The 22,835-nt window shown below is 75.0% G+C and carries 20 protein-coding genes and 2 tRNA genes; 9 read left to right on the top strand and 13 right to left on the bottom strand.

All coding sequences use genetic code 11. The features are described 5' to 3' along the window. Window positions 1-63: 63 nt before the first annotated feature. The 3 genes from AC2TEW_RS01270 (at window position 64) to AC2TEW_RS01260 (ending at window position 4,327) form a co-directional block, all read left to right on the top strand. Window positions 64-1,569, top strand: coding sequence for a hypothetical protein (locus tag AC2TEW_RS01270; protein WP_484621376.1), 1,506 nt, complete (start codon window positions 64-66; stop codon window positions 1,567-1,569). A 165-nt stretch (window positions 1,570-1,734) separates the two neighbouring features. Further along, window positions 1,735-3,297 carry a N,N-dimethylformamidase beta subunit family domain-containing protein gene (locus tag AC2TEW_RS01265; protein WP_484621375.1) on the top strand — a complete coding sequence of 521 codons (1,563 nt, stop codon included), beginning with the start codon at window positions 1,735-1,737 and terminating at the stop codon, window positions 3,295-3,297. 130 nt (window positions 3,298-3,427) lie between these two features. Continuing rightward, complete coding sequence (locus tag AC2TEW_RS01260) at window positions 3,428-4,327, top strand: phosphoribosylaminoimidazolesuccinocarboxamide synthase (RefSeq protein WP_484621374.1); 900 nt, start codon at window positions 3,428-3,430, stop codon at window positions 4,325-4,327. A 57-nt stretch (window positions 4,328-4,384) separates the two neighbouring features. On the opposite strand, the gene AC2TEW_RS01255 is transcribed toward AC2TEW_RS01260, so the two are convergent. The 7 genes from AC2TEW_RS01255 to AC2TEW_RS01225 all read right to left on the bottom strand — a co-directional run bounded on the left by AC2TEW_RS01255 (window position 4,385) and on the right by AC2TEW_RS01225 (window position 9,031). Further along, window positions 4,385-4,999 (bottom strand): response regulator, encoded by a 615-nt coding sequence (locus tag AC2TEW_RS01255; RefSeq protein WP_484621373.1) that lies wholly within the window; start codon window positions 4,997-4,999, stop codon window positions 4,385-4,387. Next, a complete protein-coding gene (locus tag AC2TEW_RS01250) occupies window positions 4,996-6,252 on the bottom strand; it encodes a sensor histidine kinase (protein ID WP_484621372.1) in 1,257 nt (418 codons plus the stop codon). Before AC2TEW_RS01250 ends, AC2TEW_RS01255 begins: the two co-directional genes overlap by 4 nt. 101 nt (window positions 6,253-6,353) lie before the next feature. Continuing rightward, window positions 6,354-7,190: an ABC transporter permease gene (locus AC2TEW_RS01245; protein WP_484621371.1), complete on the bottom strand. Its 837-nt coding sequence runs from the start codon at window positions 7,188-7,190 to the stop codon at window positions 6,354-6,356. Continuing rightward, a complete protein-coding gene (locus AC2TEW_RS01240) occupies window positions 7,187-8,203 on the bottom strand; it encodes an ABC transporter ATP-binding protein (protein WP_484621370.1) in 1,017 nt (338 codons plus the stop codon). The genes AC2TEW_RS01245 and AC2TEW_RS01240 overlap by 4 nt, the downstream gene beginning before the upstream one ends. Before the next feature lie 166 nt (window positions 8,204-8,369). After that, window positions 8,370-8,445 (bottom strand) — tRNA-Gly (locus tag AC2TEW_RS01235). 66 nt (window positions 8,446-8,511) lie between these two features. Next, a tRNA-Gly gene (locus AC2TEW_RS01230) sits at window positions 8,512-8,584 on the bottom strand. A 129-nt stretch (window positions 8,585-8,713) separates the two neighbouring features. Further along, window positions 8,714-9,031, bottom strand: a complete 318-nt coding sequence (locus tag AC2TEW_RS01225) for a histone-like nucleoid-structuring protein Lsr2 (protein ID WP_033817889.1) — start codon at window positions 9,029-9,031, stop codon at window positions 8,714-8,716. 467 nt (window positions 9,032-9,498) lie between these two features. On the opposite strand from AC2TEW_RS01225, the gene purS reads away from it, so the two are divergent. The 5 genes from purS to AC2TEW_RS01200 all read left to right on the top strand — a co-directional run bounded on the left by purS (window position 9,499) and on the right by AC2TEW_RS01200 (window position 15,482). Further along, window positions 9,499-9,753, top strand: coding sequence for a phosphoribosylformylglycinamidine synthase subunit PurS (purS, locus tag AC2TEW_RS01220; protein WP_033817888.1), 255 nt, complete (start codon window positions 9,499-9,501; stop codon window positions 9,751-9,753). Then, on the top strand, window positions 9,750-10,427 hold the full coding sequence (gene purQ / locus AC2TEW_RS01215) for a phosphoribosylformylglycinamidine synthase subunit PurQ (protein WP_484621369.1): 678 nt from the start codon (window positions 9,750-9,752) through the stop codon (window positions 10,425-10,427). Before purS ends, purQ begins: the two co-directional genes overlap by 4 nt. Next, window positions 10,427-12,682, top strand: coding sequence for a phosphoribosylformylglycinamidine synthase subunit PurL (purL, locus tag AC2TEW_RS01210; protein WP_033817886.1), 2,256 nt, complete (start codon window positions 10,427-10,429; stop codon window positions 12,680-12,682). Before purQ ends, purL begins: the two co-directional genes overlap by 1 nt. A gap of 116 nt (window positions 12,683-12,798) precedes the next feature. Continuing rightward, window positions 12,799-13,626, top strand: a complete 828-nt coding sequence (locus AC2TEW_RS01205) for a sterol carrier family protein (RefSeq protein WP_484621368.1) — start codon at window positions 12,799-12,801, stop codon at window positions 13,624-13,626. A 194-nt stretch (window positions 13,627-13,820) separates the two neighbouring features. Then, window positions 13,821-15,482 (top strand): WD40 repeat domain-containing protein, encoded by a 1,662-nt coding sequence (locus AC2TEW_RS01200; RefSeq protein WP_484621367.1) that lies wholly within the window; start codon window positions 13,821-13,823, stop codon window positions 15,480-15,482. Between the two features lie 10 nt (window positions 15,483-15,492). Here AC2TEW_RS01200 and AC2TEW_RS01195 read toward each other — a convergent pair whose 3' ends face one another. From AC2TEW_RS01195 to fbaA, 3 genes are all read right to left on the bottom strand, one after another. After that, entirely contained in the window at window positions 15,493-16,257 is a 765-nt protein-coding gene (locus AC2TEW_RS01195; protein ID WP_484621366.1) for a DUF3152 domain-containing protein, read from the bottom strand. A 349-nt stretch (window positions 16,258-16,606) separates the two neighbouring features. Beyond that, window positions 16,607-17,020, bottom strand: coding sequence for a DUF3151 domain-containing protein (locus AC2TEW_RS01190; RefSeq protein WP_033817882.1), 414 nt, complete (start codon window positions 17,018-17,020; stop codon window positions 16,607-16,609). 87 nt (window positions 17,021-17,107) lie between these two features. Then, window positions 17,108-18,130, bottom strand: a complete 1,023-nt coding sequence (gene fbaA / locus AC2TEW_RS01185) for a class II fructose-bisphosphate aldolase (RefSeq protein WP_033817881.1) — start codon at window positions 18,128-18,130, stop codon at window positions 17,108-17,110. Between the two features lie 317 nt (window positions 18,131-18,447). Between fbaA and AC2TEW_RS01180 the strand changes: the two genes are divergently transcribed. Then, window positions 18,448-19,164: a DedA family protein gene (locus tag AC2TEW_RS01180; RefSeq protein WP_484621365.1), complete on the top strand. Its 717-nt coding sequence runs from the start codon at window positions 18,448-18,450 to the stop codon at window positions 19,162-19,164. 104 nt (window positions 19,165-19,268) lie between these two features. On the opposite strand, the gene pyrE is transcribed toward AC2TEW_RS01180, so the two are convergent. The 3 genes from pyrE to AC2TEW_RS01165 form a co-directional block, all read right to left on the bottom strand. Next, window positions 19,269-19,820: an orotate phosphoribosyltransferase gene (pyrE, locus tag AC2TEW_RS01175; RefSeq protein WP_484621364.1), complete on the bottom strand. Its 552-nt coding sequence runs from the start codon at window positions 19,818-19,820 to the stop codon at window positions 19,269-19,271. Between the two features lie 254 nt (window positions 19,821-20,074). Then, entirely contained in the window at window positions 20,075-21,001 is a 927-nt protein-coding gene (locus AC2TEW_RS01170) for an SRPBCC family protein (RefSeq protein ID WP_484621363.1), read from the bottom strand. Between the two features lie 128 nt (window positions 21,002-21,129). After that, window positions 21,130-22,818: a spermine/spermidine synthase domain-containing protein gene (locus AC2TEW_RS01165; RefSeq protein WP_484621362.1), complete on the bottom strand. Its 1,689-nt coding sequence runs from the start codon at window positions 22,816-22,818 to the stop codon at window positions 21,130-21,132. Window positions 22,819-22,835 lie beyond the last annotated feature (17 nt).

The raw sequence follows: 22,835 nt of genomic DNA, 5'->3' as shown, positions 1-22,835 counted from the left end.
GATGGTCCCCCGGACCACCGGCCGACCCGGCAGCCGAGCGCCGCGAAGGGGGTGTCGCGCCGTATGGCCGCTGCTCACGCTGCCCGCGCACGTGCCCAGGCCGTGCTGAGGGTCCGTGGACTGGCCCTGGGCGCCGCCGTGCTGCCCGCCGCCCTCGGCGCGGTGCTGCTCGCCGGCCGGACCACCGGCCGGATCGGGGCACCCGGCTCGCCGGACGCGCCCTGGTGGGACGCGATCCGCTGGGCCGTCCTCGGCGTCGCCGCCGTCACCCTGCTGCTGGCCGGCCTGGTGGCCCGCTCCCAGCGGCGGGCCGAGCCGCCCGTCACCCCCGCCGTCCCGCTGCCGCAGACGGCCGCACCCGAGCTCCACCGCCTGATCGGCGAGCTCGCCGACCGGCTCGACGTCCCGGCCCCGTCCGGCATCTCGCTCACCCCGGACTGCGACAGCTGGCTGGAGGACGGCCGCCCGCCCCGCGGCGGACGCCGCGCCACACCCCCCGCCCCCGTCCTGGTGATCGGCTCGCCCTTCCTGTGGTGGATGCGCGCCGCCGAACTGCGCGCCCTGCTCGCCCCCGTGGTGGCCGGGGCCGCGGCCTCCGCCGACCCCGAGATCGCCGCCGCCCGCCGCTTCGTCCGCGGGCTGGACGCCGCCCTCGGCACCCGCCACCGCGGCCCCGCCGCCCTGATCGACCGGATCAACCGCCTGCTGCTCGCCGCCTGCCGCCACCACTCCGCCGAACTCGAGCGGGCCGTCGCCGGCTGGGCCTCCGAACAGGCCAAGGCCGTCGACTACGGCCTGCGGATCGCCGCCCAGGAACAGGTCGGCCTCGCCTACGCCGGCTGGGACCGGCTGCTCACCCGGGTCGCCCTGCCCGCCTGGCGGCTCGGCCGCCACCCCGCCCACCTGAACGCCGGCGTGGTCTCCGCCCTCACCGAACTCTCCCGCCGCGACCGCCTCGCCGACGGCTACGGCAGCCGGCTCGGCGACCGCCCCGCCTGCGACCTGCTCGAGGAGCCCGGCCTGGTGGACGAGGCCGTCTCACTGGTCGCCGCCGGCCTGCTGCACGAGCCGCCCGAAGGCGGCTGGCAGCCGCTGGACTGGGCCGACTACCCGGCCGAGGTGGTCGACCGCGGCTGGCGGGCGCAGGCCGTCGCCCTGCAGGCGGCGCTGGACGGCGCCGGCCCGGCCGGCCCCGCCGCCGCCCCCACCCTGACCCGGCTGCTGGCCCGGCTCGCCGCCGGCGGGAGCGAGGCGCTGGCCGCCGCACTGGCCGGCCAGGTGGCGCGCGCCGCCCGGGTCGCGCCCCCGCTGCCACCCGTGCGCAGCGGACGCGAACTGCTGGTCGAGCACGTGACCGCGATGGTCTGCTGCGCCGCCGTCGACACCGGGGTCGCCACCCCGGGGCTGGACTGGCTGGACGGTCCGGTGCTGGTCATGACGGGTGGCCGCCGCGGCGAGCCGGCCGCGGCGGTGGCCCGGGCGGTCGAGCAGGGCGAGGACAAGCCGCTGCGCGCCTGGCTGGAGGCGGCCGGGGTGCGGCTGGAGCGCCCGGTCCGGCTGCCCGGCTGACCGGCCCCCGCGGCCGGGGACACTCCGGGCCACCGGGTTCCCGGCCACCAATTGCTACCGTTGGGTGACACAGCGCCAGCATTGTGTGGTGTGCTGGACCGCACGCACATCCGCATGGCAATTGCCACACGGGGGGGTGTGCGACTCGCTGGTTGGGGAGGGCGCGTGGGGAGAGAACTCGACCGCCGCTGGGAGTCCGCCACGCTGGCGCACAGCGTGTCCGACCCCTTCGGGCAGGGGCCGCTGCCCTGGCTGCGCAGTCCGGACGAGTACCTGGCGGGCGTCGAGGCCGCCGTCCCCTGGTACGTCAGCGTGGACGCCCCCGGCCAGGAGCCGCTGGCCGGGCCGCGGCCGAAGCCGCCGGTCGGCACCCCGAAGAACTCCGACGACGTCGACCAGCAGATCAAGGGCTTCGCCTCGGCCGGGGTGATCCGCCCCGGCGGCTCGGTCGACTTCCGGGTCACGGTCAACCCGCCGCGGGAGTTCACCGTGGACGTCTACCGGATCGGCCACTACGGCGGCGACGGCGCCCATCTGATCACCTCCAGCCCGCTGATCGCCGGACTGGCGCAGGCCGCGCCGCTGGTGGTCGGCCGGACGGTCTCCTGCCACCACTGGTGGCAGTCCTGGCGGCTGCAGGTCCCGCCGCACTGGCGGCCCGGCGCGTACGTCGCGGTGCTGACCACCGCGGACAACCGGCACCGCAGCCACATCCCGTTCACCGTGAGGGACTTCGCGGACCGGCCGGCCCCCGCGGACGGCGCCGCCGGCACCGCCGCCGACCTGCTGCTGATCCTGCCGGACGTGACCTGGCAGGCGTACAACCTGTTCCCGGAGAACGGCAGCACCGGCGCCAGCCTCTACCACGCCTGGGACGGCGCCGGCCGGCTGGTCGGCGAGTCCGAGGCCGCCGTGACGGTCTCCTTCGACCGCCCGCACGCCGGGGCCGGGCTGCCGCTGCACGTCGGCCACGCCTACGACTTCATCCGCTGGGCCGAGCGCTACGGCTACGACCTCTCCTACGCGACCGCCTCCGACCTGCACGCCGGTCTGATCGACCCGGACCGGCACCGGGCGCTGGTCTTCCCCGGGCACGACGAGTACTGGTCCGAGCCGATGCGCAGGGCCGTCGAACGCGCCCGGGACGGCGGCACCTCGCTGGTCTTCCTGTCCGCCAACACCATGTACTGGCGGGTGGACCTGTCGGCGGGCCCCTCCGGCGAGGCCAACCGGCTGCTCAACTGCCGCAAGCGGCAGCGGGTCCCGGGCGGCGGCCCGGTGGCGGGGGTGCCCGGGGCCGCCAGCGCGCTGTGGCGGGACGCCGGCGAGCCCGAGCAGCAGCTGATCGGCGTCCAGTACGCGGGCAGCGTCCCGGCGCCGGTCCCGATGGTGGCCCGCAACACCACGCACTGGCTCTGGGCGGGCACCGGCCTGGCGGAGGGCGGCGAGCTGCCGGGCCTGGTCGCGGGCGAGGCGGACCGGTACTTCCCCAAGGTGCCGCTGCCCGAGCACACCGAGCGGATCCTGCTCGCCCACTCGCCGTACCGGGACTCCGAGGGGCGTCCCGCGCACCAGGAGACCTCGCTCTACCGGGCGCCGAGCGGTGCGTACGTCTTCGCGGCCGGCACCTTCGCCTGGTCGCCGGCGCTGGACCGGCCCGGCCACACCGACGAGCGGATCCAGCGGGCCACCGCCAACCTGCTCGACCACCTCTGCAAGGACGGCTGAGCGCCCGGCGGCCCGGGGCGGGCGGGGACGGGCCGCCGGGCCGCCGGGCGGGCCATGACAGACTCGGGGGCAGTGACCTCCCCTTCGCGGCCTGCCGAAACGCGAACCACCCCTGAGGACTGAGACGACCTTGAGCGGATTTGTCACCAAGCCCGAGCCGGTCCAGGTACCCGGCCTGGTCCACCTGCACACCGGCAAGGTGCGCGACCTCTACCGGGCCGAGTCCGGCGACCTGGTGATGGTGGCCAGCGACCGGACCTCGGCGTTCGACTGGGTGCTGCCCAACGAGATCCCGGACAAGGGCCGGATCCTCACCCAGCTGTCGCTGTGGTGGTTCGAGCGGATCGCCGACATCGTGCCCAACCACGTCATCTCCACCGAGGTCCCGGCCGGCGCCCCCGCCGACTGGAAGGGCCGCACGCTGATCTGCCGCAGCCTGGAGATGGTCCCGGTCGAGTGCGTCGCCCGCGGCTACCTGACCGGCTCCGGCCTGCTGGAGTACCGGGAGGACCGGACGGTCTGCGGCATCGCGCTGCCCGAGGGCCTGGAGGACGGCTCCGAGCTGCCCGCCCCGATCTACACCCCCGCGCTCAAGGCCGAGGTCGGCGAGCACGACGAGAACGTCTCGTACGAGGAGACCGCGCGCCGGATCGGCGCCGAGCTGGCCGCCAACCTGCGCCAGACCACGCTGGCCGTCTACGGCCGGGCCCGGGACATCGCCCGCGAGCGCGGGATCATCCTGGCGGACACCAAGTTCGAGTTCGGGCTGCTGGACGGCGAGCTGGTGATCGGCGACGAGGTGCTCACCCCGGACTCCTCCCGCTTCTGGCCGGCCGACCGGTGGCAGCCGGGCCGGGCCCAGCCCTCCTTCGACAAGCAGATCATCCGCGACTGGCTGGCCTCGCCCGCCTCCGGCTGGGACCGCCACGGCGAGACCCCGCCGCCGGTCCTGCCGGCCGAGGTCGTCGAGCAGGTCAGCGCCAAGTACGCCGAGGCCTACGAGCGCCTCACCGGCACCGCCTGGGTCTGACCGGCCCGGCACCGGGAGAGGTCCGGCCACCGCGGCCGGACCGCTGCCGCCGCCCGGTCAGATCCAGCCGTGTTCGCGGGCGATCCGGACGGCCGCGTGGCGGTTCTGCGCACCGAGCTTGGTGGCGGCCGCGGAGAGGTAGTTGCGGACCGTACCGGGGGACAGCGCGGCCCGCTCGGCGATCTCGGTGATCGAGGTGCCGTGCGCGGCGAGTTCCAGGACGTCGGTCTCCCGGGGGGTCAGCGGACTGTCGCCCGCACTGATCGCGTCCGCGGCCAGCTCCGGGTCGACGTACCGGCCGCCCGCCCGGACGGTGCGGATGATCCCGGCCAGGTCGGCCGCGGAGACCGTCTTCGGCAGGAAACCGCGGACCCCGGCCGCCAGCGCCCGCTTGAGATGGCCGGGCCGCCCGTGCCCGGTGACGATCATCACCCGGCACTCCGGGACGGTCCGCCGCAGCTCGGCGGCCACCTCGATGCCGTCCAGCCCCGGCATCTGCAGGTCCAGTACGGCGACGTCCGGCCGGTGCGCCCTGGCCATGGCGAGCGCCTCGGGGCCGGTCGCGGCCTCGGCCACCACGGCCAGGTCGCTCTCCAGCCCGAGCAGCAGGGCCAGCGCCCCCCGGATCAGGTGTTCGTCGTCGGCGAGCAGGACGCGTACGGGTGCGGTCATCGGGCGGCCACCTCCGGGGCCGGCGCGGGGCTGGTGAGCGGGAGCGTCGCGGTGAGCCGGAACCCGCCCGGGGCCGCCGCCGGGAGCGTCAGGCCGCCGCCGTGCGCGGCCAGCCGCTCGCCGAGGCCGGCCAGGCCGGTGCCGGGCTGTCCGGTGTCCTTGCGGCCGGGCGGCACACCGTCGTTCTCGACCTCCAGCACGGCCAGGCCGCCGGTGGTCCGCAGCCGGACCGTGCAGTGCCCGGCCTCGCTGTGCCGCAGCACGTTGGTGGTCGCCTCGCGGACCACCCAGCCGAGCACCGACTGCGCGACCGCGGGGAGGGCGGCCGGGTCGGGGCCGAGGTCGACCGTGCAGTCGACCCCGGCGGCGCGCAGCACCGACCGGGCGCCGGCCACCTCGGCCCGGAGGTCGGCGGTGCGGTAGCCCCGGACCACCTCGCGCACCTCGCGCTGGGACTCCTGGGCGATCCGCTGCACCTCGGTCATCTGGTCGGCCGCCTCCGGACGGCCCCGGCGGGCGAGCTGGACGGCCAGTTCGCTCTTGAGCGCGATGGTGGTGAGGTTGCGGCCGAGCACGTCGTGCAGGTCGCGGGAGAACCGCAGCCGCTCCTCGGCGACCGCCAGCCGGCTCTGCCGTTCGCGGGCGCCGTCGAGTTCCCAGACCACCGCGGCCAGCCAGGCCGAGCAGCGGCAGGTGACGGCGATCAGGGCCATCGAGAGGCCGGCGCCGGCCAGCAGGCCGGCCGCGGTCGCCGGGGCCGTCCCGGACAGCAGCAGGGCGGGGGCGGTGAGCAGCAGTGCGCCGGCGGCGGCCAGGGCGGCGGCGCCGCGGTCGGTCAGGGCGATCGAGACGGGGGCGAACCAGAGCACCAGCGAGGTGGCGACCAGCGCGGTGTGGGGCGGCGGAGCGCCGTCCGGGGCGGCCGGGCCGAGCAGCAGCACCGCCCATGCGCAGCCGACCGTCAGCACGGTGGAGGCGGCCACCCGGCCGGTGGGACGGGCGGAGCGGCCCAGGTAGTGGGCGAGCGCGGGCCGGAACAGGGCCACCGACATCACGGTGCCCGCCAGCGAGGCGGTCAGGGAGGCCGCCAGTACCGGCCGGGGCAGCGCCGAGCCCTCGGGGTTGCCGAGCAGGGCCAGTACGGCCAGCGGCTGGATCAGCGCCATCAGGTAGAGCGACCAGCGGATGTAGATCTCGGTGCGCTGCGGTTTGCCGCAGGCCCGCCAGCGCTGCAGCGGTCGCCGCAGGTCCATGTCGTCCCCTCCCACCCGCACGGTCCGGCCCTCTTCCTACCCCGGCGGGCCCGCGCGGGGCCAGCCGCGCGGGGTGCAGCAGTGGGGTGCAGCAGTGGGGTTCAGCGGCGGGGCTCCCAGCGGAACCAGCGGCGGGCGGCCCACCAGGCGGCGGCCGCCCAGAGCACGGCCAGGCCCAGCTGCGGGGCGGCCGCACCCCAGCTGCCGGCGAAACCGGTCGCGGGCGCCGAGCCGTCGGTGCCGGACCAGCCGATCCGCAGCAGCAGGAACGCCGGGGTGGTGGGCAGGGCCCGGCACAGGTCCGCGAGGCCGTCCGGCATCACCTCCAGCGGGAACATCAGGCCGGAGCCGAACTGGGCGACCAGCAGCACCGGCAGGGTGGTGACGCCCGCGCTCTCCACGGTCCGGGTGTACGCGCTGCACAGGGCCGCCAGCCCGACCAGCAGGACCACCGACAGCCCGAACCCCGCGACCGCCAGCAGCGGGTTGACCGGCACCGGCAGGTCCAGCAGCACGGCCCCCGCCACGCCGAGCGCCGCGCACTGCACCAGGGCCAGCAGCACCGACGGCAGCGCGGTGCCGGCCAGGATCTCCAGGTCCCTGGCCTCGCCGGTGCGCAGCCGCTTGAGCACCAGTTCGCCGCGGCGCGCCACGTAGGCGGCGGTCAGGTTGTAGTGGACGACGAACAGCAGCACGATCCCGGTGACGCCGGTGACCATGGCGGCGTCCACGTCCAGTCCCGGGGAGGTGGCGGCTTCCTGCTGCAGCACTCCCCGGACGGCGGCGACCAGCGGGAACGGCAGTGCGACGGCGGTGAACATCGCGGTCCGGTTGCGCAGCAGCAGGGTGCCCTCGGCCCGGCCCAGGGCGAGCAGCCGGCGGGTGGTGGTCGTGGGGGTGGCCGCGGCGGTCCCGGCCGGTGCGGTGGTGGCGGTCATCGGGCGTCTCCGATCGGCGAGGCGGCGGGGGCACCGGCGGTCTCCGGGGCACCGGCGGCCGGGGGAGCACCGGCGGACCCGGCCGCGACGGCCAGGAAGGCCTCCTCCAGCGAGGCGCTGCGGGCGTCCAGCCCGGCCAGCGTGATCCCGTGCCGGGCGGCCCAGCCCAGCAGCGTGGTGAGGACGGTCTGCAGGGCGGAGGTGCGGACCGTGATCCGGCGGCCCTCGGCGGTGACCTCGGCGCCGTCCAGCGCCGGCAGCCCGAGCGTCCCGTACGGTCCGCAGCGCTCCGGGAGCTCGAAGGTGATCCGGGCGGGGTGTTCGGCGATCACCTCGGCGACGGTGCCGCCGGTGACGATCCGGCCGTGGTGCATGATCGCCAGCCGGTCGGCCAGCTCCTCGGCCTCCCGGAGGTCGTGCGTGGTGAGCAGTACGGTGGTGCCCCGCTCGCGCAGCCGGCGGACCAGCTGCCGGACGGCGGCCCTGGCCTCGGGGTCGAGCCCGCTGCCGGGCTCGTCCAGGAACACCACCTCCGGCCGGCCCAGCAGGGCCACCGCCAGGTCCAGGCGCCGCCGCTCGCCGCCCGAGAGCTGTTTGACCCGTACGTCGCGGCGGTGCCGCAGACCGACCAGGTCCAGGGCCTCGTCGACCGGCCGGGCGCCGCTGGTCAGGCCGGCCCAGCTGCGGGCGGTCTCGGCGACCGTGAGGTCACCGGGGAACCCGCTCTCCTGCAGCATGATCCCGATTCTCGGCCGCAGTGCGGCCCGTTCCCGGTACGGGTCCAGGCCCAGCACCCGGACCCGGCCGGCGGTCGGCGCCGCCAGGCCCTCCAGCAGTTCCATGGCGGAGGTCTTGCCGGCGCCGTTGGTGCCGAGCAGCGCGAACAGCTCGCCCCGGCGGACGGTGAGGTCCAGGCCGTGCAGGGCGTCGAAGCCGCGGTCGCCGGCCGGTCCGTAGCGGCGGCGGAGCCCGGCCGCCTCGATGACGGGCGCGGGGTGACTGGTGTCGGTCATGCGTCCAGCGTTCCGCCCGCCGGGCCGCGCGGGCAGTGCGTCCCGTCACCGGCCGCCGGTGCGGATCCACGGACCGGCGGTGACAAATGTCAGACGGCGGCGGGCGGGGGACGGCGGAGGGCGCGGAAACGCCGAAGGGCCCCCTCGTCGAGGGGGCCCTTCGCACTGGAGCGGACGACGAGATTCGAACTCGCGACCCTCACCTTGGCAAGGTGATGCTCTACCAACTGAGCCACGTCCGCATGCTGTGAAGTTGTCCTGCACGGTACCGGGTACCGGTTACTGCTGCTGTGTCCGGGGACACTGCGAGCGGACGACGAGATTCGAACTCGCGACCCTCACCTTGGCAAGGTGATGCTCTACCAACTGAGCCACGTCCGCACGGCGCCTGGGCGCCGGTCGCCTCTTCGGGTCTTCCCCGTTGCGGCGACGAGAATTACTCTACAACATCGATCGGAGTGCTCGCCCCACCCTTCCCTCCGGGGAGGCCGGGTGGGGCGGCGGCCGGTCTCAGTTGGCGTCGGCGAACGCCTCGTAGACGTGCTTCGGGATGCGGCCGCGGGCCGGCAGCTCCATGCCGTTGGACTGGGCCCAGGCGCGGACCGCGGCCGGGTCGGGGGTGAGCGCGGTGCGCCGGAAGGACTTCCCGGTGCGGCTCTGGCGGCGCCCGGCCGCGACGAACGGGGCGAGGGCCTCCCGCAGCTTTTCGGCGTTGTCCGCAGACAGGTCGATCTCGTACGACTTCCCGTCGACGCCGAAGTGGACGGTTTCCGCGGCGGCGCCGCCGTCCAGGTCGTCGGAGAGCGTGACGACTACACGCTGAGCCATGGGTGTCAATCCTCTCGGGCAATTCGGCCGCCGGGTGTCGGAAGTGCCCCGGGTGCCCCGGTGGCCGGTGGAGCGGGCGTAGGAGGGCAGGCTCGCAGCCATGCCGATACGCCGCACCCGCGGCTGCCGGTCGCCCTATTCTGCACCCAAAGGGGGCTGAATACGAAGGGCTGCGGATTCCTTTTTCCGGAAATTCACGTGATGCTCGCGAGGGCGGATACCCGGCGGATAGGGGTGGTCGATCTGTCCGGAGTGCGGGTATTCGGGTGTTCTCGGCGAGGGGCGCCGCGGGGCATTAACCGGCCGGAAAACCGGCCGGTACGCGGGGTGCGGAGAGGCCCGGAACCCTTGTCGCGTAAGGGTCGATGGTCTACGCGCGTCGCTATGTCCGGGCCGCAATCACGCCCGAAAGCCCAGGTAGTCTGAAGGTCCCCCCGCCTTCACGCACGACACCACCGGGAGTGCCAGTGGCACGCGTCGTAGTCGACGTCATGCTCAAGCCGGAGATCCTCGACCCCCAGGGACAGGCGGTGCAGCGTGCGCTGCCGCGTCTGGGATTCGACGGGATCGCCGACGTCCGCCAGGGCAAGCGTTTCGAGCTGGAGCTGGAAGGGCCGGTGGACGACGCCGCCCTCGCCCGCATCCGCGAAGCCGCCGAGACCTTCCTCGCCAACACCGTGATCGAGGACTTCACCGTCCGGGTCGAGGAGGAGGGCAAGTGACCACCCGCGTAGGCGTCGTCACTTTCCCCGGCTCGCTCGACGACCGCGATGCCCAGCGCGCGGTGCGCCTGGCCGGCGCCGAGCCGGTCGCGCTGTGGCACCGTGACAAGGATCTCCATCAGGTCGACGCGGTCGTCCTGCCGGGCGGATTCAGCTACGGCGACTATCTACGGTGCGGCGCCATCTCCCGCTTCTCGCCGGTGATGGAGACGGTCATCGAGCAGGCCAGGCTCGGAATGCCGGTCCTCGGTATCTGCAACGGCTTCCAGGTGCTCTGTGAATCCCACCTGCTGCCCGGTGCGCTCACCCGCAACTACTCGCTGCACTTCGCCTGCCGCGACCAGAAGCTGCGGATCGAGAACGCCACCACGGCCTGGACGGGTGATTACTCGCAGGGCCAGGAAATCGTCGTCCCGCTGAAGAACGGCGAGGGCCGCTACGTCGCGCACGAGCATGTCCTCGACGAGCTGGAGGCCGAAGGCCGGGTGGTCGCCCGTTACCTCGAGGTCAACCCGAACGGTTCGTACCGCGACATCGCCGGTATCACCAACGCCGCCGGCAATGTCGTCGGCCTGATGCCGCACCCCGAGCACGCGGTGGAGCCGCTCACCGGCCCGACCACCGAGGGCCTGGGCTTCTTCACGTCCGTCCTGAAGCAGCTGGTGAACGCCTGATGTCCCTGGATACCGTCAAGAACGCCGAGCAGACCCCGGACTCCGTCCAGCCCTGGGCCGAACTCGGCCTCAAGGAGGACGAGTACGCGCGGATCCGCGAGATCCTCGGCCGCCGCCCCACCGGCGCCGAACTCGCGATGTACTCGGTGATGTGGTCGGAGCACTGCTCGTACAAGAGCTCCAAGGTCCACCTCAAGCAGTTCGGCGAGAAGGCCCCGGCCAGCGACGCGATGCTCGTCGGCATCGGCGAGAACGCCGGCGTGGTCGACGTCGGCCAGGGCTACGCGGTCACCTTCAAGGTCGAGTCGCACAACCACCCGTCGTACATCGAGCCCTACCAGGGCGCGGCCACCGGCATCGGCGGCATCGTCCGCGACATCCTGGCGATGGGCGCCCGCCCGGTCGCCGTGATGGACCCGCTGCGCTTCGGCGCGGCCGACCACCCCGACACCCGGCGCGTGCTGCCCGGGATCGTCGCGGGCATCGGCGGCTACGGCAACTGCCTGGGCCTGCCCAACATCGGCGGCGAGGTCGTCTTCGACTCCTGCTACCAGGGCAACCCGCTGGTCAACGCGCTGTGCGTGGGCGTCATGAAGCACGAGGACATCCACCTCGCGCAGGCCTCCGGCGCCGGCAACAAGGTCATCCTGTACGGCGCCCGCACCGGCGGCGACGGCATCGGCGGCGTCTCCGTGCTGGCCTCGGAGACCTTCGACGCGACCGGCCCGGCCAAGCGCCCGGCCGTCCAGGTCGGCGACCCGTTCCAGGAGAAGCTCCTGATCGAGTGCACCCTGGAGATCTTCGCCGAGAAGCTGGTGCTCGGCATCCAGGACCTCGGCGGCGCCGGACTCTCCTGCGCCACCTCGGAGTTGGCCTCGGCCGGCTCCGGCGGCATGCGGATCGAGCTGGACACCGTGCCGCTGCGCGACAAGACGCTCTCGCCGGAGGAGATCCTCATGAGCGAGTCGCAGGAGCGCATGTGCGCCATCGTCGAGCCCGGCAAGGTCGACCGCTTCCTGGAGATCTGCGAGAAGTGGGACGTCATCGCCACCGTCATCGGTGAGGTGACCGACGGCGAGCGCCTGGAGATCTTCTGGCACGGCGAGCAGGTCGTCGACGTGCCGCCGCGCACCGTCGCCCACGACGGCCCGGTCTACCAGCGCCCGTACGCCCGCCCGAGCTGGCAGGACGCGCTGCAGGCCGACGCCCCGACCGCCGGGCGGCTGCTGCGCCCGGCGACCGGCGAGGCGCTCAAGGAGGCCCTGCTGGCCGTCGCGGGCTCCCCGAACCAGGCCTCAAAGGCGTGGATCACCGACCAGTACGACCGCTACGTGCTCGGCAACACGGTGCTGGCCACCCCCGAGGACTCCGGCATGATCCGGATCGACGAGGAGACCAACCTCGGCGTCTCGGTCGCCACCGACGGCAACGGCCGCTTCACCAAGCTGGACCCGTACACCGGCGCCCAGCTGGCGCTGGCCGAGGCGTACCGCAACGTCGCGGCCGGCGGCGCCAAGCCGCTCGCCGTCTCCGACTGCCTCAACTTCGGCTCCCCCGAGGACCCGGACGTGATGTGGCAGTTCGCCGAGGCCACCCGCGGCCTGGCCGACGCCTGCCAGATCCTCGGCACCCCGGTCACCGGCGGCAATGTCTCGCTGTACAACCAGACCGGCGAGACCGCCATCCACCCGACCCCCGTGGTCGCGGTGCTCGGCGTGATCGACGACGTCACCCGGCGCACCCCGATCGGCTTCGCCGAGGAGGGCCAGCTGCTCTACCTGCTCGGCGACACCGCCGACGAGCTGGGCGGCTCCGCCTGGACCGAGGTCGTCCACGGCCACCTGGGCGGCCTGCCGCCCAAGGTCGACCTGGAGCGCGAGCGGCTGCTCGCCGAGATCCTGATCGCGGGCTCCCGCGACGGCATGATCGACGCGGCGCACGACCTCTCCGACGGCGGTCTGGGCCAGGCGCTGGTGGAGAGCTGCCTCAAGGGCGGCAAGGGCGCGCGGATCGTGGTCCCCGCGGAGCTCGACCCGTTCGTGTTCCTGTTCTCCGAGTCGGCCGGCCGGGCCGTGGTGTCCGTGCCGCGCAGCGAGGAGCTCCGGTTCAACGACATGTGCGGCGCCCGCGGCCTGCCGGTCGCCCGGATCGGCGTGGTCGACGGTGACGTCCTGGACGTCCAGGGCCAGTTCACCGTCTCGCTGGCCGAGCTGAAGGACGCGCACACCGGTGTGATCGAGGCCCTGATCAGCTGATCGGACCCCGACGGAGGGCGGCCCGCACCAGCGGCGGGCCGCCCTCCGCGCGTTTGCAGCCGCTCCCGGGATCCGCGGGGGCCTGCGGGTCACCGGTCCGCGCTAGCCTTCCGGACATGGCGAACCGGACCCGTAGCTACGACCCCGCGAAGGTGCGCGCCGCGCTGGCCGCGCAGACCGAGGCGCTGCGGGCCGCCGTCCGCACGCTGTGCGCCGATCCGGCGGCGGAGGAACTGCTGGCCCGGCCGACCCGGCTGGGCGGCTGGCGGGTGCGCGAGCTGCTGGCCCACCTGGCCCTGCAACTGGGCTGGGTGCCACGGCACCTGGACGACCCGCAGCAGGGCCGCGCGCCGCTCGCGCTGACCCAGTGGGTCGCCGGCGTCGCCGCGCTGGCACCGTCGCTCGACGAGGCGGCCCGGGCGCACGCCGCCGCCGACTTCGACGGCTCCCCGGCGCAGGTCGCGGAGGCGTTCGACCGGGAGGCCGACCTGCTGCTGGCCCTGCTGGTGGGCCCGGCCGACGCACTGGCGGGCCGGCGGTTCGAGATCCGGCTCGGCTCGATGACGCTCACCGACATGCTGGTGACCCGGCTGGTGGAGAGCGTGGTGCACGCCGACGACCTGGCCCACGCGCTGGGCAGCACCGACTTCCCGCACGACCGGCAGGCGCTGGCCGCCGTCACCCGGCTGCTCGCCGACTCCTTCGCCGCCCAGGTCCCGGGCGGCGCCGTCGAGCTGCGGGTGCCGCCGTACGCGGTGGTGCAGGCAGTCGAGGGCCCCCGGCACACCCGGGGCACCCCGCCGAACGTGGTCGAGGCGACCCCGCTGGTCTGGATCCGGCTCGCCACCGGCCGGGCGGACTGGGCGGACGCCGTCGAGGCGGCCGAGGTGACGGCCGGCGGCGAGCGCAGTGACCTGAGCGGCTATCTGCCGGTGCTGGGCTGACCGGCCCGCGGTGGCGGGCGGTACGGCGGGCTGCGGGCGGCGGACAGCGGGCGGTGGCCGGTGGGAGCAGGCGCTGCGGGATCGCCTGCGGGGTGCTGGACCGGGACCTGACGGGCACCGGTCAGTAAGCTCGGGGCGCCGACTGCCGGCCGGATGGCGAGGGACCGGCCGCGGGCTCTGAAGGGGGACTTGGCGTGGGTGCAGAGGGTCGGCGGATACCGCCGCTGCGGGCGGGCCGCCGCCCGGCCGGCCAGGCGCTGCTGGGGTGGCTCGGCGACGCCCGGGCCCCGCGGCTGTGCCAGGTCGTGGGACCGCCCGGCTCGGGCCGGACCCACCTGCTGTCCTGGCTGGCCGACAGCGGCGCCGGGGTGGACGCCGTGCTGCCCGCCGCCGGGACCGACCTGCGCAGTGCCGCCTGGCTGCTGGGGCGCAGTCTGGAACTGCCCGCCCGCACCCCCGGGGAACTGCTCGCCGCCCTGGCCGAGGACGACCGCCCCACCGTGATCTGCGTCCCGGACCTCGCCCGGGCCCTGGACCCGGACCGGCTGGTGGCCGGGCTGCTCGACCCGCTGCTGCGCTCGCCGCAGATCAGGCTGGTGGTCGAGGGCGGGGTCGGGGCCGTCGACGGGTTCACCGCGGTCGCCGACCCGGCCGTGCTCGACCTCGCCCTGGACCAGTGGACCGACCGGGCCCGGTTCACCGCCTGGTGCGCCACGGTCGGCGCCGACCCGGCCCGGTACCCGAGCCCCGGCGCGGCCCTCGGCGGTCCGTACGACCCGCACGACCCCGCCGACCCCGCCGGCCCGGCCGGCCCGGCCGGCCCGGACCCCGCCGCCCTGCTCGCCGACCCCCGGCTGCTCGCGCACGAGGACCCGGTGGCGGTCGCCGCCGCGCTGGGCGAGCTGCCGGGCACCCTCCCGGAGCTGTGGCGGGCCGCCGGGGCGGCGCTGGTCGGCGAGCGCGACCCCGCCGTACGGGCCGCGGTGCTGCGGACCCGGCTGATCGGTCTGGACGGCCCGGCGGCCGACCGGCTGGCGGACCCGGACGCCCCCTGGCACTGCGTGTGGGCGATGTGGCCCAACTCGGCCTTCGGCTGGCCCGGTCCGGTCTCCTCGCTGGCGCTGGGCGCGGGTTCGTACGCCGGTCAGCTGCTGCTCGCCGACCCGGGCGGGACGGTCCGCACGGTGGACGCGGCCTCCGGCCGTCCGCTGGCCCGGGTGCCGGCCCCCGGGCCGGAGCCGCTGCGCGGGCTGACCGTGACCCCGGGCGGCAGCGTGGTGCTGCTGGACGCCCGCGGCCACGGCCTGGTGGTGCCGTCCGCCGCCGAGGCCGACAGCCGCCCGGGCGAGGCGCTGGCCGGGCTGCAGGCGCTGGCCGGCGGCGGGCCGAGCGCGGTCGCCGCCGTCCCCGGCCTGCCCGGTGCGCTCCCGGCCCTCGGGGACGAGCGGGGCTCGCTGCACTGGCGGGACCCCGACGGCCGGGTGGAGGGCGCCGCGCTGCACCAGGGGCCGGTGACCGCGCTGGCCGGTGCCTTCGCGGACGGGCGGCCGGTGCTGGTGAGCGGCGGGTTCGACGGTGCGGTGCGGCTGTGGCGGCCCGGTTCCGGGGCTCCGGCCGAGGTGCTGGAGCAGCGGGCCCGGGAGGTCGCCGCCGTCGCCGCGGGCACCACGGGGGAGGGGCTGACGGTGGCCGCCGCCTGGGCGGACGGGCTGGTGCGGCTGTGGCGGCCCGGCGCGCCGCCGCTGGACCTGCGGCTGGGTTCACCGGTGTGGGCCCTGGCCCTCGCGGGGGAACTGCTCGTGCTCGGGACGGCGGACGGCATCGCCGCGGTACGGGCCGGGGCCGCCGCGCCGTAGCGGGCCGGGCTCAGGCCACCTTGGGGCCGCTGAGGTACTTGCCGTCCGCGGAGTACGGCCAGGCGTTGGGGGTGCAGCCGTTCAGGCCGTAGATCTGCTGCATCATCGCGGGCGCGGGCTTGCCCGGGCCGGGGCAGCCCTCGTGGCCGTGGCCTATCCGGTGGCCGACCTCGTGGTTGACGATCAGCGCCCGGTACTCCTCGATCGGGCCCGTGAACTGCGGCGAACCGGTCTCCCAGCGCTTGGAGTTGACCATCACCTGATCGCCGACGTCGCAGTTCACCTCGCCCTGGGTGTTCAGGCCCGCGGTGGCGCAGATCTTGTCGGTGGTCGCCGGTGAAGCGATCTTGATGGTGAAGTCGTAGGCACCGTCGGCGACCAGCTGGAAACCGGTGCGCCCGTCCGCGGTCCAGCCGCGCTTGTCGGCCAGGATGGCCTGCACCGCCCCGGCGGCGCCCTGCGGGTCGATGCCGATCCCGTTCTCCACCTCGACCCGGTAGCGCCGGATCTTGCCCTTCCCGACGGCCGGGCCGTTGGCCGCGGCGGTCACGAAGGTGCCGGTCGGGGTCCCCGCGGGCGCGGGATCCGGGGCCGGCGGCGGGGTGCTCGCGGGCTGCGCGGGCGCGGCCGCGGACGGCGACTGCTCCCCGCCCTCGCTCGGCACCGCCCGGGCCTGCCGGCTCGGCCCGCTGCTGCCCGGCGTGCCCTGCGGCAGCCCGAGGGCCACCACCGTGCCGCCCAGCACCGCCAGTGAACCCGCCAGCGCGATGCCCATCCCGAGTCGGCGGCGCTTCGGCCTGGCGCGCCTGCGCCCACGGGCCGGGGCACGCCTGGAGGAGCGGGAGTCGGGCACTACGGGCCCTCTCTCTTCGACGACGGGACGTGATGGCCGGTCAACTGCGCTGCGGAGACGGCCATCCGGGTCAGCCTCGCACGGCGTGCCGACTTTGTCTACATACTCGGTATGCCCGCCGTCGGTCCCGGCCGTCGGTCCCGGCCGTCCGTTCTTCCCCGACACTTCCTCGACGCTCCGACGCCGGCACCGGTTCCCGACCCCGCGCGGCCGACGGCGATGCCCGGGGCGCGGGCCCCGGGCATCAGGCGGTTCGGATCGGGGGACCGGCTCAGCCCAGCGTGTCGGCGGCGGTCGGCGAGGAGTCGCGCAGGAACTGCGTGCAGCGCTCGTACTCGTCCTTCTCCTCGATCGCGCCGGCCGCCCGGGCGAGGGCGTGCAGCGCGCGCAGGAAGCCGCGGTTCGGCTCGTGCTCCCACGGCACCGGGCCGTGGCCCTTCCAGCCGGACCGGCGCAGCGCGTCCAGACCGCGGTGGTAGCCGGTACGGGCGTAGGCGTAGGACTCGATGGTCCGGCCGGCCACGAACGCGTCGTCGGCCAGCTGCGCCCAGGCGAGCGAGGAGGTCGGGAACTTGGCCGCGACCTCGGCGGGTGTGGCACCCGAGGCCAGCAGCTCCAGCGGGCCGGTCTCGGCCGGCAGGTGGGTCGGCGGCGGTCCGCCGAGCAGGTTCTCGTGAATGCTCATGGGCCCCAGTCAACCACTGACCGGGTGGGGAGCGAAGACGCCGGTGCCCCCGCACGGCGGACCGTACGGGGGCACCGGCGGCAGGTGCTACTTGATGCGGTTGCCCGCCGAGCGCAGCTGCTGGGCGGCCTCCAGCACGCGGGCGGCCATGCCGGCCTCGGCCAGCTTGCCCCAGGTGCGGGGGTCGTAGGTGTTCTTCTTGCCGACCTCGCCGTCGACCTTCAGCACACCGTCGTAGTTGCGGAACATGTGGTCCACGACCGGACGGGTGAAGGCGTACTGGGTGTCGGTGTCGAGGTTCATCTTCACGACGCCGTTCTCCAGCGCGGTGGCGATCTCCTGGGCGGTCGAGCCCGAGCCGCCGTGGAAGACGAAGTCGAACGGGTCGGTCTTGCCGTACTGCTTGCCGATCGCGTCCTGCAGCTCGCGCAGCAGCTCCGGCTTCAGCACGACGTTGCCCGGCTTGTAGACGCCGTGCACGTTGCCGAACGAGGCGGCCAGCAGGTAGCGGCCCCGCTCGCCCAGGCCCAGCGCCTCGGCGGTGCGGACGGCGTCGTTGACGGTGGTGTACAGCTCGTCGTTGATCTCGTGCGAGACACCGTCCTCCTCGCCGCCGGTCGGGGTGATCTCGACCTCGAGGATGATCTTGGCGGCGACGGCCTGGGCCAGCAGCTCCTCGCCGATGGCCAGGTTGTCGGCCAGCGTCTCGGCGGAGCCGTCCCACATGTGCGACTGGAACAGCGGGTTCAGGCCCTTGGCCACGCGCTCGGCGGAGATCGCCAGCAGCGGGCGGACGTAGCCGTCCAGCTTGTCCTTCGGGCAGTGGTCGGTGTGCAGCGCGACGGTCACGTCGTACTTGGCGGCCACGATGTGCGCGAACTCGGCGAGCGCGACGGCGCCGGTCACCATGTCCTTGTTGTGCTGGCCGCCCAGGAACTCCGCGCCACCCGTGGAGATCTGGATGATGCCGTCGCTCTCGGCCTCGGCGAAGCCACGCAGTGCGGCGTGCAGGGTCTGCGAGGAGGTGACGTTGATGGCCGGGTAGGCGAACTTGCCCGCCTTGGCCCGGTCGAGCATCTCGTTGTAGACCTCGGGAGTTGCGATGGGCATGCGAATCCGCTCCTGTCGGTGTGGGGCGATCGGACGACGCTGTCCGATGCTCAGTACGCCAGTGGTACGACGTTGTGGCACCGGGCCGACGCGACTCAAGGCGGTGCGGCTTGGTGGTACCAGGATCGACGGGTCCGACGCGGCACGGGGAGAGGGTGGTCCACGACCGCGGGGCGGACACCGCTGTCATCTTCCCAGACTCCGCCCCCGGGACACCCGGCGGCCCGCCACTTGGGACGGACGGTGTGCGGGGGACCGCAGGGGCTGCGGAGGCCGCCGTAAGGGCCCCGGTAATCCGGGGGCGCTATCCTGCGCGCGTGGACACCTACAACCAGCTCGCCGTCAACGTGCTCGACGCGAAGTCGCTGATCTCCTCCCTGGGCGCGATCGGCCTGCTCGCGATCATCTTCGCCGAGACCGGCCTGCTGATCGGGTTCTTCCTGCCCGGCGACTCGCTGCTGATCCTGGCCGGCGTGGCCGCCTCGAGCGCGGCCTCCTCGGTCCTCGGCGAGGGCGCCCGGCTGCCGATCGCCCTGCTCCTGATCGGCGCGCCGATCTGCGCCGTGGCCGGTGCGCAGCTCGGCCACCTGTTCGGCGCGAAGGTCGGCCCACGCCTGTTCGACAAGCCCGAGTCGAAGATCTTCCGGCGCGAGTTCGTGGTGAAGGCCGAGGAGTACTTCGACAAGTTCGGCCCCGCCAAGGCCGTGGTCCTGGCCCGCTTCATCCCGGTCGTCCGCACCTTCCTCAACCCGGTCGCCGGCACCCTGGAGATGCCCGCCCGGACGTTCTTCGTCTGGAACGTGGTCGGCGGCGTGCTGTGGACCGAGTCGATGCTGCTGATCGGCTACTTCACCGGCGACTCGCTCGCCCCCGTGATCGACAAGTACCTGATCCCCGCGATGGCGCTGATCATCCTGATCTCGGTCTCGCCGGTCATCGTCGAGGTGCTCCGCGAGCGCAAGAAGAAGAAGGCCGCCGGGATCGAGGCCGAGGAGCAGCACCCGGTGGCCGGCGGCCGCCACCGCCGGGGCTGACCCCCGCGGACACCCGCAACGGCCGGTGCCCGCACTGTTTCACGTGAAACAGTGCGGGCACCGGCCGTTCGTCCGCGGCCCGCTCGCGCGGCCGCCGACCCGGATCAGCCCAGGTCGAGGTCGTCCAGGGTGTACGCCGTGACGTACGGCAGACCGGCCTGCTCGATCGCCGGCGCCGCACCGCGCTCCACGATCACCGCGACACCCACCACCTCGGCGCCCGCCTCGCGCAGCGCCTCGACCGCCGTCAGCACCGAACCACCGGTGGTGGAGGTGTCCTCGACCGCCAGCACCCGGCGGCCCTTCACGTCCGGGCCCTCGATCCGCCGCTGCAGACCGTGCGCCTTGCCCGCCTTGCGGACCACGAACGCGTCCAGCTTGCGGCCGCGCGCGGCGGCGGCGTGCAGCATCGCGGCCGCCACCGGGTCGGCGCCCAGCGTCAGACCGCCCACCGCGTCGTACTCCAGCCCGGCGGTCGCGTCCAGCATGACCTTGCCGACCAGCGGCGCCGCCTCGGCGTCCAGCGTGATGCGGCGCAGGTCGACGTAGTAGTCGGCCTCCAGCCCGGAGGAGAGGGTGACCTTGCCGTGCACGACGGCCTTGTCCTTGATCTGCGCCAGCAGGGCGTCGCGGTCGTTGCTGCGGTCGATGCTCATGAGCAGCCAGTCTAGGCCGTGTCTGACAATTCCCGCCGGGCGCCCGACGCCGTGCATCCTCCCCCAGCCTCCGGCCGGGAGGGGCCCCCACCTGGACGCACCGGCGAATCGCCCAAGTACGACCCAGTACGAGGGCGCTCCGCCGGCACGCCCAGCCGGGCGCCTGGGGGTACCTCCCGGCCGAAGGCTGGGGGAGCCGCGCGCTGATCCGACGCGAATTGTCAGACACGGCCTAGGCCGTGCCCCGCCGCGGGCTACCGCCGACGCAGCGCCCGGACCAGCACCACCGCGCCGCCGAGCAGCGCCACCCCGCCGCCGATCACCCACGGGATCGCACTGCGCTCGCCGGCCGAACCGGACAGCAGGGTCGGCTCCACCCCGCCCCAGCGCGACGCCGCCCGGGCCCGCGCACTGTGGGCCGGCGCCGACGGGGCGTACCGGCCCCGCGGCGGGGCGTGGTCGACCTCCTCCGCCGACCGCCCGACGATGCTGCGCCGCACCGGACCGGCCAGCACCGGCTCGGGCTCGTACGGCTGCCCGGGACCGGGGCCCGTCGGCGGCTCGGCGTCGGAGAACGAGATCAGGTCGGAGAGGTCGTCGTCCAGGTCGCGCTCGGCGGCGTGGTCCTCCAGGTAGACCACGGTGGCCGTGGGCTCCTGCGGCTCCTCGTTCCCGTCTCCGGCCGGCGCCGGCGGCTCGGCCAGCTGCGCGGCGAACGCCGCCGCGCTCCGCTGCAGCAGCCGGCGGCCGGCGGCGTCGCGGACCCCGGGGTGGATGCCGGCCAGCCGGCCGCCCTCGATCTCCACCGAGCCGGACAGCCGCACCAGCGTCCCGCCGGCCGCCTCGTGCACCGAGATCCGGACCCTCGCCGTCAGCAGGCCCTCGCCGCGCACCTCCTCGGCCGACAGCATCGCCCGGAACACCGCGCCGCCGTCGCCCCCGGCCCCGCCCGCACCCTCGCCGGAGAGCGCCTCCTCGGGCCGCCCGTCGATCCCGCAGTACCCGCCGTAGGTGATCGTGGAGCCGCCGATCCGCAGCCGCAGCCGGCCCGACAGCTCGTACTCGGAGGACTCCTCCGGCACGATCGTCAGGCCGGGGACGCACCCGGCCGCGGACGCCTGGTCGGCCAGCGCCCGCCGGACGGCCTCGACGGGCTGTGGGACGACGAACTCATGCTCCATGCTGCGAGCCTACCGACCTCACCGGCCGCTGCGGAGAGTTGCGTCGAGGTTGGACCGGCCGGGCGATCCCCCAGTACACGTACGGACCCGTCCCCGCGCCGGTCCCCGCCGTGACGGCCGGCCGGCGGTCAGCCCAGCAGGTGGTGCGGGCCCGGCCCGCGCGCCGGGCGGCGGGCCGCCAGGGCGTCCGCGGAAGCCCGCAGGCCCGCCGTGGTCAGCGACCGCGGCGCCGGGCCGTCCGCGGCCAGGGTCAGCACCGGCTCGGTCCGCCCGGCCAGGACGAAGGCGGCCGGCGGCGGCCGGCGCCCGCCGCCGCAGCCGCCGTCGGACCCGCCGCCCGGTGCGCCGCCGGGTGTTCCGGAGCCCCGGTACGGCACGGTCGCCAGGCCGGCCGCCCGGAGCGCGGCCTCCGCGGACCACAGATCGGCCTCCCGCCCGCCGGTGCGGACCGCGATCCGCCCCCCGGGGGCCAGCCGGCGCAGCGCCAGGCCGAAGAACTCCAGCGAGCCGTACCGGCCGTCCGGCCCCTGCTCGGCCAGGTCGGAGACGATCACGTCGAACCGTTCCGGCCCGCCGCGCAGCCAGTTCAGCGGCTCGGCGTTGACCAGCCGCACCCGCGGGTCGTCCAGCGCGTGTTCGTTCAGCGCGGAGAGCGCCGGATCGTGCCGGGCCAGCTCGGTCAGCACCGGGTCGCGCTCGACCACCAGCACCGAGCGCACCGACGGGTGCCGCAGCACCTCGCGCAGCGCCAGCCCGTCACCGCCGAGCAGCAGGACCCGGGCGTTCGGCCCCGCCCCGAGCGCCGGGTGCACCAGCGCCTCGTGGTCCCGGTACTCCTCCGGCCCGCAGACCACCGGCCGGCCGTCCAGGAACAGCTCCAGCGGGGTGGAGCCGGCCGGGGCCGGCCGCTGCTCCGGCACCCGTTCGCCGGCCGGCCGGAGCTGGCCGGTCAGCACGATCTCCTGGTAGCGGCTCTGGGTGGCCAGGCGCACCTGGGCGCCGTACAGGGCCTGCCGGGCGGCCCGTTCGATCGCGCCGGTGCAGGCGGCGGCGGCCGCGAGGACCGCCAGGACCAGGCCGCAGCCGGTCCACAGCAGGACCCGGGTACGGCGCGAGGGCTCGTCCCGGAACAGCCAGAGCACCACGGCGGCGCCCGCCACCGCGTTGACCGCGCCGGTCACCAGGGCGCCGGTGGCCTGGCCGAACGCGGGCAGCAGCAGGAACGGGAAGGTCAGCCCGCCCACCAGGGCGCCGACGTAGTCGGCGGCGAACAGGTCGGCGGCGGCCCGGCCGGCCTCCTCCCGGCGGATCCGCTGGATCAGCGTCATCAGCAGCGGGATCTCGGCGCCGATCAGCACACCGATCGCCAGGGTGGTGCCGACCAGGCCGGCGGTGGTGGCCCGGTAGCGGTCCAGCCAGGCCCAGCAGGAGTAGAGCGCCAGCACCGAGAGCCCGCCGACCAGCGCCAGCGCGCACTCGACCAGGGCGAAGGAGGTCGCCGGGCGGTAGGTGAGCCGCTTGGCGAGGATCGAGCCGATGCCCATCGCGAACACCATCACCGAGAGCACCACCGAGGTCTGGGCCACCGAGTCGCCCAGCAGGTAGCCGCCCAGCGCGACCAGTTCGAGTTCGTAGACCAGCCCGCAGGCCGCGCAGACGAACGCGGCCAGCAGGACTATCGGCCGGGCCGACCGCGGGCGCGCCCGCGGGCCGGTCCGTGCGCGGATCGCCCGGGCTCCCGGCCCCCCGGCCGGGGCGGTGTCCTGCGGGGCGTCGAGGTCCGGCTCGGCGGGTTTCCCGGTCGAATGGCTGATCATGAACAAACGCTAGGCGA

Source organism: Kitasatospora sp. NEAU-CNBT7, from assembly GCF_057220535.1.
The sequence above is the reverse complement of the archived record's forward strand: the minus strand, read 5'-3'. Positions and strand labels throughout refer to the sequence as shown.